The sequence below is a fragment of the Pseudomonas sp. ZY71 genome, assembly GCF_036542145.1.
Classification (GTDB): domain Bacteria; phylum Pseudomonadota; class Gammaproteobacteria; order Pseudomonadales; family Pseudomonadaceae; genus Aquipseudomonas; species Aquipseudomonas koreensis_A.
The window spans coordinates 2,553,807-2,566,108 of record NZ_CP144274.1 but is presented as its reverse complement, the minus strand read 5'-3'; the positions used below and the strand labels follow the sequence as shown (position 1 = coordinate 2,566,108).

The window sequence follows — 12,302 nt, the reverse complement described above, 5'->3', positions numbered from 1 at the left end:
ATTGGGGGAGATTGAAGAGGTTCACCGACGTGAAGGATATGTGCTGAATCCAAAATCAACTCGGTTCGATGCGCAGAGCTAATAATCGACTCGGTCGTTCAGGTCGATGTACAGCGCAAGACACCTCGGTCGGCTCCCTCTCCCCCTGGGAGAGGGCTGGGGTGAGGGTTCAACGGTTCAACGGTTCAGGGAATCAGCATCTGCATCTGCCCCGGCACCACAATCTTGATCACCCCCGCCCAGTTGCACATCAACGTCGAGTTGGCATCGATCGCCGGCATCCCGCCCAACAACAACGTCGGCGCCCCGCCCGGGATCCACGGCGTGGCCGTCGCCGGTATACACGGCATCGGCGTCAACACCCCCAATGCCGCAGCGGTGGCCGCGGCGACCATCGGATTGGCCATGCTCATGCACACACCGAACGGCAGGATATTGACCAGCGGGATGTGATCCATGATGTTCGCCGCCGGCATCCCGCCAGTCAGCGTGCGATTGACCGGCAACACGTTGAGCATCGACGGCGCGGCGCCGAAACTGCATTGCAACGTGGCCGTGGCACAGACTTGCGGACAGCCCATTTCAACGCTCCTTTTTGCCCATGACATACCCGCTAAACCTTAGTCTGCCGCGGCCCTTCGCGCACATTCTCAAAGGTGATTATCCAGCAACACGCTAACCTATAAGACCGCATCGCGCTTGTGAGCAATCGGGCGCGCCATTAGATTAGCCAATGATGTCTGGCCTCCAAAATAAGCAGAAGGGATAAGCATGGCGCTTACTGACCAGTCCACCCGTATCCGCTCTGGCGAAGAACTCGATGCCAGCCTGATCGATCCGTACCTCAAGGCGCACATTCCAGGCCTCAGCGGCACACCTGCGATCAGCCAGTTCCCCGGCGGTGCGTCGAACCTGACCTACCTGCTGGAATACCCGGAACAGGAATTCGTCCTGCGCCGTCCGCCGTTCGGCCACAAGGCCAAATCCGCCCACGACATGGGCCGTGAATTCCGCATCCTCAATCAATTGCGTGACGGCTTCCCGTATTGCCCGAAAGCCTACGTGCACTGCACCGACGAATCGGTGATCGGCGCCGAGTTCTATGTGATGGAGCGGGTCAAAGGGATCATCCTGCGCTCGGAACTGCCACCGGAACTGGGCCTCGACTCGGCAAAAACCGAAGCGCTGTGCAAAAGCTTCATCGATCGCTTCGTCGAACTGCACCGCGTCGATTACAACGCCTGTGGCCTCGGCGACCTGGGCAAACCGGAAGGCTATGTCGCGCGCCAGATCAAAGGCTGGAGCGAGCGTTACGAGAAGGCCCTGACCCCCGACGCGCCACACTGGGAAAAGGTCAAAGCCTGGCTCAACGACAAGATGCCGGCCGACCACCCGACTTCAAGCATCGTCCACAACGACTATCGCTTCGATAACGTCATCCTCGATCCGCAGAATCCGATGCAGATCATTGGTGTTCTGGATTGGGAGCTGACCACCCTCGGCGACCCGCTGATGGACTTGGGCAACACCCTCGCCTATTGGATTCAGGCCGATGACCCGGCACCGGTGCAACTGATGCGCCGCCAGCCGAGCCACGCACCGGGCATGCTCACCCGCCGCGAATTCGTCGATTACTACGCCGAGCGTTCGGGCATCCAGATCGACAATTTCGACTTCTACTACACCTACGGCCTGTTCCGCCTGGCCGGCATCGTGCAGCAGATCTACTACCGCTTCTACCATGGCCAGACCCAAGACAAACGCTTCGCGCAGTTCATTCACATGAACAAACTGCTGGAGCAGATGAGCTTGCAGGTCATTGCGAAATCGAGCCTCTGACGGCCCACACCCAGGAACCCTTATGTCCAAGACTCAGTTGTTCGACCTCGACGGCAAAATCGCTTTCGTTTCCGGCGCCAGCCGTGGCATCGGTGAAGCCATCGCCAAACTGTTGGCCCAGCAAGGCGCCCATGTGATCGTCTCGAGCCGCAAACTCGACGGTTGCCAGCACGTCGCCGACGCGATCATCGCCGCTGGCGGCAAAGCCACCGCAGTGGCGTGCCACATCGGTGAAATGGAACAGATCAGCCAAGTATTCGCCGGCATCAAGGAACAGTTCGGCCGCCTCGACATTCTGGTCAACAACGCCGCGACCAACCCACAGTTCTGCAACGTGCTGGACACCGATCTGAGCGCGTTCCAGAAGACTGTCGACGTGAACATTCGCGGCTACTTCTTCATGTCGGTTGAGGCCGGCAAGCTGATGCGCGAAAACGGTGGCGGCAGCATCATCAACGTGGCGTCGATCAACGGTATTTCGCCGGGGATCTTCCAGGGCATCTACTCGGTGACCAAGGCGGCGGTGATCAACATGACCAAAGTCTTCGCCAAGGAATGCGCGCAATTCGGCATCCGCTGCAACGCCCTGCTGCCGGGCCTGACCGACACCAAGTTCGCCTCGGCACTGGTGAAGAACGATGCGATCCTCAAGCAAGCGCTGACACAGATCCCGCTCAAGCGTGTGGCGGATCCGAGTGAGATGGCCGGTGCGGTGTTGTACCTGGCCAGTGATGCGTCGAGCTACACCACGGGTGTTGCGCTGAATGTGGACGGCGGGTTCCTGTCCTGATCCCCAAAGCAAACACATACCCCCTGTAGGAGTGAGCCTGCTCGCGATAGCGGTGTGTCAGTCAACATTCATGATCTGACACACCGCATTCGCGAGCAGGCTCGCTCCCACAAGGGTTTTGTATCAGGCAATGACTTTCGGTAGTTGCCAGCCGAAATGCACCGACAGCAATCGCAGGATCAAACACGCCGCCCCGGCCAACAGCGCCGCCGCGACCGGCGAAACGCCCAGCCTGCGCCCGCCGATCAACACCGCCGCGCCAACAAACGCCGAACTGGCATACAAATCCGCCTGCAACACTACCGGAATCCGCGCCAGCACAATATCGCGAATCACCCCGCCGCCAACCCCCGTGATCGTGCCCATCAACATCGCCACGAACGGCGTGATACCGAAATTCAACGCCTTCTGCGCACCCGCCACGGCAAACAGCGCCAACCCCGCAGCGTCGAGCACAATCAGCGTCGATCCAGACCAGCCCAGCACCTGCTCATGAAAGACAAACGCCAACCCGCCCATGAAAAACGCCAGCGCCGGGTAGCGCCAATCGGCCACGGCATTGGGTGGCGTCGCACCAATCAAAAGATCACGGGTGACCCCGCCGCCAAGGGCGACGATAAACGCAATCACCATCACCCCGAGCAAATCGAGCTGACTGCGCATTGCCGCAATCGCACCCTCGACAGCAAACACCGCCGTGCCGACCAGGTCGGCCACCAGCACAATCCGCTCAACCCGGGACTTACGCCCCGCCGGCGCTATTGCGTGACGCAACGGGTGGTGGTGATGTGACGAGTCACCTGCCCGTCGGCGTACACGTCACCAGCGACCTCGGTGTTTTCGAGCACCTGGCAAGTACGTTCCGGTGGCGGAGGTGGCGCTACCGGCGGAGGTGTCGGTGGACTGGCACAACCCGCCAGCAAAACGGCAAAAAAAGCCAACGGCAACACGCGTTTCCCAAGATTGTTCATAGGACGACCCGCGATGAATGGAAGAGCAACTCCCGCGACCGAACCGACCACGGAAGACCTGACCACTCATTCTTTATAGCCGAGCCCCCCGCAAGCGCCAGTGAACGGGCCGTATCGGAGGGGTATGGCTGTCGATTTTGCGTTGGAATCAGCGAGGGTTGGCAGGCTTGGATTCGCTTTGCCAGACAGGCCGCCTTCGCGAGCAAGCTCGCTCCCACATTGGAATTGAGTGCCGCCAGCAAGAAATTGGTCGGTTGGCAGACCGCCATCGCGAGCAGGCTCACTCCTACAGTTGGAATGAGTACATCTGCAAGAAACAGGTCGGCTGTCAGGCCGCCTTCGCGAGCAGGCTCACTCCCACATTGGAATTGAGTGCCGCCAGCAAGAAATTGGTCGGTTGGCAGACCGCCATCGCGAGCAGGCTCACTCCTACAGTTGGAATGAGTACATCTGCAAGAAACAGGTCGGCTGGCAGGCTGCCTTCGCGAGCAAGCTCGCTCCCACATTGGAATTGAGTGCCGCCAGCAAGAAATTGGTCGGTTGGCAGGCCGCCTTCGCGAGCAGGCTCACTCCTACAGTTGGAATGAGTACATCTGCAAGAAACAGGTCGGCTGTCAGGCTGCCTTCGCGAGCAGGCTCGCTCCCACATTGGAATTGAGTGCCGCCAGCAAGAAATTGGTCGGTTGGCAGACCGCCATCGCGAGCAGGCTCACTCCTACAGTTGGAATGAGTACATCTGCAAGAAACAGGTCGGCTGTCAGGCCGCCTTCGCGAGCAGGCTCACTCCCACATTGGAATTGAGTGCCGCCAGCAAGAAATTGGTCGGTTGGCAGACCGCCATCGCGAGCAGGCTCACTCCTACAGTTGGAATGAGTACATCTGCAAGAAACAGGTCGGCTGGCAGGCTGCCTTCGCGAGCAAGCTCGCTCCCACATTGGAATTGAGTGCCGCCAGCAAGAAATTGGTCGGTTGGCAGGCCGCCTTCGCGAGCAGGCTCACTCCTACAGTTGGAATGAGTACATCTGCAAGAAACAGGTCGGCTGTCAGGCTGCCTTCGCGAGCAGGCTCGCTCCCACATTGGAGTTGAGTGCCGCCAGCAAGAAATTGGTCGGTTGGCAGACCGCCATCGCGAGCAGGCTCACTCCTACAGTTGGAATGAGTACATCTGTAAGAAACAGGTCGGCTGTCAGGCTGCCTTCGCGAGCAGGCTCGCTCCCACAGTGGAATTGAGTGCCGCCAGCAAGAAATTGGTCGGTTGGCAGACCGCCATCGCGAGCAGGCTCACTCCTACAGTTGGAATGAGTACATCTGTAAGAAACAGGTCGGCTGTCAGGCCGCCTTCGCGAGCAGGCTCGCTCCCACAGTGGAACCGAGTACATCTGTAAGAAACAGGTCGGCTGTCAGGCCGCCTTCGCGAGCAAGCTCGCTCCCACAGAAAAGCAAAAGCAAAAGCAAGGCAGCTCCCACCTCGCATCGCTTCTGCTTTTCACCACTCAACAGGATGAGCGTTAGCTCGGCTGCAGCTCTTGATCTTGCCGTGCTGGCCCCTTCGGCAGGCTGAGTGGAGAGATTGATCCGGGGGTGGGAGCGCAGCGACCGTTTGGCGAAGCCAAACACAGCGAGAGGAGGTGCAGCGAAGCAAACCGTAGGCGCTGCCCCCGGATCGATCCCGGAGCGAAGGAACCCCGAGCCCCAGCGAGCGGGCCGAACGCCGGGGCCCAGCCTTTTGGTTACTTTTTGGCGTCTGAAAAAGTGACCCGCCGTAAGGGCGGAACCGCCAGCCGCAACACCCGAAAAAACGGATATCCCCCCACCCCCCAAGAGCATGGTCGGCCCAAAGGCCGCCAAGCCCAAAGGCCGTCAAGCCCAAAAGCCCTAAGCCAAATCCGGATCCCGAGAAGAACGCAAAGAGTTGCTCTCAAGCTCATACCGCAACTCTTCAACCAACGCCTCGACCGACTCAGCCGTACGCAACGCATCAAGCTTCAACCCACTGATCACCAGATCCACCTGCCCCGACACCGGGTGATACAGCTTAACCGTCAGCGAATGTTCACCATCCACCAGACACTCACACGCCAGCGGCGAAAAACTGCGCTCGAGCTGCGCGCGCAACTGCGCAAGATTCATCATTGCGGTTGTTCCTTTAGCCACTTCGAAGGGACGCGACCACAAACCTCAAAAGGCTTGCACCGCACCCCACCAGACTAAGAACAGCCGCCGCCCGCCAACACCTCAAATTGCACCAGATCAACTAGTGCATTTGCACCCTATCGCTGACCCTTGCCACCCGAATCCCCAGAAAACAATCCACGCTCCCGCGCCCAGACAATCGCCTCACTGCGACTGTGCACATCCAGCTTGGAATATACCGTGGCGACATGATTACGCACGGTGTTCGGCGCCAGTTTCAGCCGCGCCGCGATCTCCTTGTCCGCCAGCCCTTCACAGATCAACCCCAACACATCACGCTCGCGCGCCGTCAGATCGGTGAACGAAACGCTAGGCAATTGCGGCGAATTGACCTTCTTCACATTGGCCAGCTTCTCGATCAACGTACGGCTGAACCAGGAAGCGTCCTTCATCACCTCTTCAATCGCCGCCACCAACTCAAGCTCGGTGCGTTTACGCTCGGTGATGTCCATCAACACCAGCAAATAACACGGCGTGTCCTGAATATTTACGGTGTCGGCGGACAGCGCACATTCGAGCAGGTCCGCATCCTTCTTGCGCACCCGCACATCCACCCGATCCACCCGACCGTTTTTCGCCAACGCCGCCAGCAACCGCGTACGCGCACCGCTGTCGTCGATGAAATCCAGCTGCGTCACGGTCTTGCCGAGCACGTCTTCGCTGTCATAGGCCAGGGTTTCGAGGAACGCCTGATTGACGTCGATCACCAACTGCTCATCGGCACTGCAGATCAGGATCGGCACCGGCGTCAGGCGAAACGCCTTGGCAAAACGTTCCTCACTCTGACGCAGCGCCACCTCGGCCTTGTGCCGCAGCTCCATGTCGACAAAGGAAAACAGCATGCAATCTTCATCGTTGAGCGTCAGCGGCTGGCCGGCGACGATCACTTGCTTGCTGCTGCCATCGGGCAGGCGCAGTTCAGCCTGCATCTGCGGGATGGTCGCGACGTCGCGCAGACGCTGAATCGCCAGATCGCGGTGTTCGGCCTGCTCGAAAATGTCGATTTCATAAGAGGACGTGCCAATCACTTGCTCACGGGTGTACCCGGTCATGTCCAGAAACCCCGAATTGACCTTGATGTAACGCAGATCACTGAGCCGGCAGATCACCGCCGGTGCCGGGTTGGCGTTAAACGTCCTTTCGAAGCGCTGCTCGGCGTTGGCCCAGTCGGTGACGTCGCTCATGATCAGCACCAGCGACTCGGGCTGCCCTTCGCGATCGGTGAGAATCATGCTGCGCACGCTGTGCACCCAGATGCGCTCCGGATCGTCAGCGGGCGACACTTCGATCAATACGTCATTGAAACTTTCACAGCGCGCAACGCGGCTGATCGGGTAGTTTTCGGCGGTGATCGAGTGATTGTTGCGATAACGCAGGTTGAACTGTTTGGCGTATTCGTCGGCATTGTGGCCCAGATCGGTGATGCGCTTGACACCGTGCATGGCCAGCGCGGCTTCGTTGGCCCAGAGAATGCTCTGATCCAGCTCCAGCAGAATCACCCCGTCGGACAGCCCGGCGATGATCTGCTGCAACTGGCGGCGGTTGGTTTCGGTGGTCAGGACTTCCTGGCTCATTGGATCTCCACAAGTGATACGCCCATGTGAAGAGTACGACCGCGGCGGCCTCTGATCGTGCCGAGCATAAATGTTCGCAACGGCACAAATCCCTTTGTAGGCCTTCGCCTGCTCGCGATAGCGGTGTGTCAGTCAGCAGATCCGTTGAATGACACATCGCTATCGCGAGCAGGCTCACTCCTACAGGGGATTGGGTTTCAGTTCGAGTTTTGCGTCTTGAGTTCGCGCAGTGTGTCGAGAAAAAGTTTAAGGACTGGCGACGCATCATCCGCGCGATAAGTGGCATACAACGGCACCTCCGGCAACGCCGGGGTCAACCGCCTAAACACCAGCCCCGCCGGCGCCAATTGCTCGATGGACGCCGGCAACAGCGCCACACCAAACCCGGCGCGCACCAGACTCAGCAAGGTCTGCACCTCGATTACTTGCTGACGAATCTGCGGGGTGAACCCGGCTTGAATGCAGCACTGATAAAGAAAATTGGCAAACCGCGACTGCTTCAACTCCAGCGCCACAAACGACTCCTGCGCCAGATCCGCCGGCGCCAGCACCGCACGCTCAGCCAGCGGATGATCCGCTGGCATCACCACATGAATCGGCTCATAGATCAGCAATTCATTGCGCAACAGCGGATCGTCATAACCGACGCGAAACACGCAGGCATCGATACGCTTCTCCTTCAACGCCTTGACCTGCGCTGCCGGGGTCATTTCATGCAAGCGCCAGTTGACCTGCGGATAGCGCTCTCGAAACAGGTGCAAGGCCTTGGGCAACACGCCGACCATCACCGAACTGATCATGCCGATTTCCAGCTCGCCCAATTGCCCGCGCCCGGTCTGTCGCGTCAGGTCCAGCGCCCGCTCGAGTTGCTCGAACACCAGCGGCGCCTGCTCCTTGAGCATCTGCCCCGCTGCGGTCAGTTCAACCCGATGATGGCTGCGCTCGAACAGCGGCGTGCCCAGTTCCTCCTCCAGCAAACGAATCTGCTGACTCAGTGGCGGCTGGCAGATATGCAAGCGCTCGGCGGCGCGACCGAAATGCAGCTCATCGGCGAGCGCCATGAAGTAGCGGAGCAGACGCAAGTCCATGGCGGCTTACCCCAGACTCAGCGGTGTCGAACGCTGGCGCACGCCGGTCAGCGCGAACAGCGCGTTGGCGATGGCCGGCACCACCGACGGACTGCCCAATTCGCCGACGCCACCGGGTTTGCTCGGCTCACCGTCGAGCACGAGGATGTCGATGGCCGGCATGTCCGACATGCGCGTAACGCGGTAATCGTGGAAATTGCTCTGCACCACCCTGCCCTGTTTGATCTCGAGCCGGTCGAACAACGCGTGGCCGAAGCCCCACATCAGACCGCCATAGATCTGCTCTTCGACACCGCCCGGCGAGACCGCCAGACCGCAATCGACCACGCAGGTGAGTTTCTCGACTTTCGCCTTGCCATCGACCGTCGCCACGCGCGCGACGATGGCGATAAAACTGGTGTAACCCTGATTGGTCGCGATCCCCAGCGCCGTGCCGGGCGGCAATGGTTGGCCCCAGCCGGCGCGCTCGGCGGCTTGCTTGAGCACTGCCACATGGCGAGGTCTTTCCTGCATGTTGGCGAGACGAAACTCCAGCGGATCAGCGCCTGCTGCATGGGCCAGCTCATCCATGAAACTTTCTACGGCAAACACGTTGGGGATGAAACTGACCGAACGATACCAGCCGCTCGGCACCTCGCTTTCGTGCTTGACCCAGTTCAGCTCCAGATGCGGCGGACGATAAGCGAAGTCCCACGCGGTGATTGCCTCGGTGGTGCTGTAATCCATCTTGTCGGGGCGCTCGAAATAGCCCGGCTCCCACTGTTCCGGCGAGGCTGGCGATACCGCGTGCAGTTGCAGCGCACTGAGTCTGCCTTGGTCATCAAGCGCACCTTTGACCCGATGCAGAGTCGCCGGATGATTGAACAGTGCGTGCATTTCATCTTCGCGGCTGTTGAGCAATTTCACCGGTAAACCGGTTCTCTGCGCCAGATACGCGACCTCGAACAACCAGTATTTGGCCTCCCGCGCGCCGAAGCTGCCGCCGGAGACCAACTCATGAATGGTCACGTTGGCCTTGTCGATCCCGCACACGGTTTGCGCCGCTTCCAGCGCCGAGGACGGCACCTGCACGCCGCCCCAATAGGTGATTGCCTTGTCCTTGACCTGCGCGGTGATGCAGATAGGTTCCAGCGGGTTTTGCACTTTGTAGGGCATGGTGTAATCGGCTTCGATCAGCTGCGCCGCACCGGTCCATTGCCCGGCGACATCACCTTGGGTCATGGCGTTGACGGTTTGAGCTGTTGGATCGCCGATGGCTTTAGCCTGCGCGCTGGCCAGTTGCTCGCTGTCGAACCCGGCCAGCGGCGAATCACTCCATTTGATCTCCAGCACATTGCGTCCCTGCTGCGCCGCCCAGAACGTATCCGCGAGCACGGCGACACCTTCCAGATTGCCGCCGAGCACATCGGGACGCCCCGGAATGGCCAGCACCTTGCGCACGCCCGGCACTTGCAGAGCTGCCGCCGAATCGAAGCTGACGACCTTCGCGCCAACCACGGGAGCACGCTGAACCACCGCCACCAGCATGTCCGGCAATTGCACGTCGATGCTGTACTTGAATTGCCCGCAGACCTTGGCTGCCGCATCGCGTTTGTGCCGCAGCTTGCCAATGTATTTGAACTGCGCCGGATCCTTCAGCGTGACGTTGGTCGGCGCCGGCAGATTCGCCGCAACGCCGACCAGTTCGCCATAACCGAGGCTGCGTTTGCTCGCAATATGAACGACCCGACCGTCTTCAGTGACGCAGCTGTCAGGGCTGACTTTCCATTGCTTCGCTGCCGCCGTGATCAACAGCGCTCGTGCAGTCGCTCCGGCCATGCGCAAGCGATCGTATTCAAGGGAAACACTGGTGCTGCCGCCAGTGGAAAACACCTTCCAGACCGGATGAATGTAAGTTTCGAAAAACGGATCTTCCGGAGTGATGACCTGCACGGTCATCGGATTGACGTCCAGCTCTTCAGCCACGCACGCAGCCAGAGCGGTTTGCGTACCGGTGCCGGAATCGTGCTTGTGCACCACCAGTTTCACCGTGCCGTCGGGAAAGATCCGCACCCAGGCATTCGGTTCGAACTCGTTGGCCGGCGCCATGGCTTTCGGGTCAGTGGCGGCGATGCCGCCCGGCAGATACAGAGCAATCGCCAAGCCTGAAGCAACCGTCACCGCTTGCTTGAGAAAAACCCGGCGCGGCAGTTCGATGCGAGTGTCGTCGATAAGGCTCATCAGGCCTCCTTCGGCGCATTCGCCGCGCGCTTGATCGCTTTGTTGATGCGTCCGTAAGTGCCGCAGCGGCAGATATTCCCGGACATGGCATTGCGGATCGAGTCGTCGGTCACCGCCGTACCGGTGTTGAGCAACGCGGCGGCGGACATGATCTGCCCGGATTGACAGTAACCGCATTGCGGCACATCTTCGGCGACCCAGGCCAGTTGCAACGGATGGCTTTGCGTCGGCGACAAACCTTCGATGGTGGTGATGCTGTGACCCGCGACGGCGGCCGCTGGCAATTGGCAGGAACGCACCGCGACGCCGTTCAGATGCACGGTGCAGGCACCGCACAGGCCCATGCCGCAACCGAACTTGGTGCCGGTGAGCTTCAGTTGATCACGCAGTACCCATAACAAGGGCATGGAGGAGGACGCTTCATCCAGCTCGCGTCGTTCGCCGTTAACCGTGAATGCAATCATTGTCAGGCTCCAGAAGAGCGGCCCGTCTTTGTGCGGGCCTGGTCACCGATTATTGGAACCCTGAGCAACACGCGGCCAGCGACGATTTCTGCCAACCGCTGTAAGCAGGACTAACAACATGTACAAGCGATACCCGTCGGTGCAGTCCATGAGCGCGTTTATCCACGCGGCGCGCAGCGGCAGTTTCTCCAGCGCTGCGCGCAAACTTGATCTGACCCACAGCGCGATCAGCCAGCAGATTCGTGCGTTGGAAGATTTCATTGGCCAGCCGCTGTTCGTGCGTGAAGGTGGCGGCAGCAACCTGACCGATGCCGGGCAGTTGTTTGCCAGCGTGTTGTCGGACGGTCTGGCGCAGATTGACCGGGCGATCTCGTCGGTGAAAAACCGTAGCGTGGCGCAACGCCTTACCCTCGACATAGACAGTGAACTGGCGCAGAGCTGGCTCAATCCGCGCTTGCCGCAGTTGCTTGATGAGCTGCCGGATTACGAGGTGACACTGCTGTCGATGCCGCGCAGTGATCGCAGTACGTTTGAGCGAGTCGATCTGGCGCTGCGTTATGGCTATGGCGATTGGGACGACTGCGAGATGACGCAGATTTGTGGCGATCGGGTGTTGGCGGTGGCTTCGCCGGCGTTGCTGGAGCGCTATGGTTTGCAGGCGCCGTTGAGCCCGGCGCAGATTCTTGAGTTGCCGTTGTTGGGCTATACGCGAAGGTCGTGGATTCCGTGGCTGGATGCGGCCGGGCTGACGCCGACTGAACCACCGGCGCGGGTGATTTTTGATAATGCGGCGAATTTGATTGCGGCTGCCGAGGCTGGCGTTGGCGCGGGGTTGGTGCGTGGATTATTGGCGGCTGATGCGCTGCGCAGTGGGCGGTTGGTGGCGTTGAACGAGGCGCAGATTGCGGCGCATTACAACCTCTACGCGGTGTGGCCGCATGGGCAGGCTGAGCGTGTGGCGCCGGTGGTTGATGCGGTTAGGCAGTTAGTCCTGTGTACGCTTGAGAGCCCTGCCCTCACCCTAGCCCTCTCCCAGAGGTAGAGGGGACCGATCGGGGAATATTGGCGAATGACACCGACGTGCACCTCCTGCTGTGAATCCATAATCGACTGGTTCTTTCAGGTCGATGTACAAGGCAAGTCACCTCGGTCGGCCCCCTCTC

The 12,302-nt window shown here is 60.0% G+C and carries 11 protein-coding genes; 3 read left to right on the top strand and 8 right to left on the bottom strand.

Annotation, left to right across the window (positions count from 1 at the left end):
• Nucleotides 1-185: 185 nt before the first annotated feature.
• Nucleotides 186-581: a DUF4280 domain-containing protein gene (locus VY732_RS11415; RefSeq protein WP_007911072.1), complete on the bottom strand. Its 396-nt coding sequence runs from the start codon at nucleotides 579-581 to the stop codon at nucleotides 186-188.
• A 190-nt stretch (nucleotides 582-771) separates the two neighbouring features.
• Between VY732_RS11415 and VY732_RS11410 the strand changes: the two genes are divergently transcribed.
• A complete protein-coding gene (locus tag VY732_RS11410; protein ID WP_034152478.1) occupies nucleotides 772-1,839 on the top strand; it encodes a phosphotransferase family protein in 1,068 nt (355 codons plus the stop codon).
• A 22-nt stretch (nucleotides 1,840-1,861) separates the two neighbouring features.
• Entirely contained in the window at nucleotides 1,862-2,629 is a 768-nt protein-coding gene (locus VY732_RS11405) for an SDR family oxidoreductase (RefSeq protein ID WP_034152479.1), read from the top strand.
• Between the two features lie 123 nt (nucleotides 2,630-2,752).
• On the opposite strand, the gene VY732_RS11400 is transcribed toward VY732_RS11405, so the two are convergent.
• The 7 genes from VY732_RS11400 to VY732_RS11370 all read right to left on the bottom strand — a co-directional run bounded on the left by VY732_RS11400 (nucleotide 2,753) and on the right by VY732_RS11370 (nucleotide 11,139).
• The gene (locus VY732_RS11400) at nucleotides 2,753-3,346 is read right to left on the bottom strand and encodes a trimeric intracellular cation channel family protein (protein WP_240049765.1); all 594 of its coding nucleotides are present in this window, start codon (nucleotides 3,344-3,346) and stop codon (nucleotides 2,753-2,755) included.
• Nucleotides 3,347-3,387: 41 nt separating this feature from the next.
• Nucleotides 3,388-3,600, bottom strand: coding sequence for a hypothetical protein (locus VY732_RS11395; protein ID WP_331695440.1), 213 nt, complete (start codon nucleotides 3,598-3,600; stop codon nucleotides 3,388-3,390).
• Between the two features lie 1,875 nt (nucleotides 3,601-5,475).
• On the bottom strand, nucleotides 5,476-5,733 hold the full coding sequence (locus VY732_RS11390) for a DUF1652 domain-containing protein (protein ID WP_212622423.1): 258 nt from the start codon (nucleotides 5,731-5,733) through the stop codon (nucleotides 5,476-5,478).
• 137 nt (nucleotides 5,734-5,870) lie between these two features.
• A complete protein-coding gene (locus tag VY732_RS11385; RefSeq protein ID WP_331695439.1) occupies nucleotides 5,871-7,367 on the bottom strand; it encodes a helix-turn-helix transcriptional regulator in 1,497 nt (498 codons plus the stop codon).
• 197 nt (nucleotides 7,368-7,564) lie between these two features.
• The gene (locus tag VY732_RS11380; protein WP_116031236.1) at nucleotides 7,565-8,455 is read right to left on the bottom strand and encodes a LysR substrate-binding domain-containing protein; all 891 of its coding nucleotides are present in this window, start codon (nucleotides 8,453-8,455) and stop codon (nucleotides 7,565-7,567) included.
• A 6-nt stretch (nucleotides 8,456-8,461) separates the two neighbouring features.
• A complete protein-coding gene (locus VY732_RS11375) occupies nucleotides 8,462-10,675 on the bottom strand; it encodes a xanthine dehydrogenase family protein molybdopterin-binding subunit (protein WP_331695438.1) in 2,214 nt (737 codons plus the stop codon).
• Nucleotides 10,675-11,139, bottom strand: a complete 465-nt coding sequence (locus VY732_RS11370) for a (2Fe-2S)-binding protein (RefSeq protein ID WP_331695437.1) — start codon at nucleotides 11,137-11,139, stop codon at nucleotides 10,675-10,677. Before VY732_RS11370 ends, VY732_RS11375 begins: the two co-directional genes overlap by 1 nt.
• 118 nt (nucleotides 11,140-11,257) lie before the next feature.
• Here VY732_RS11370 and VY732_RS11365 point away from each other — a divergent pair, with 118 nt between their 5' ends.
• Entirely contained in the window at nucleotides 11,258-12,181 is a 924-nt protein-coding gene (locus VY732_RS11365; RefSeq protein WP_331695436.1) for a LysR substrate-binding domain-containing protein, read from the top strand.
• Nucleotides 12,182-12,302 lie beyond the last annotated feature (121 nt).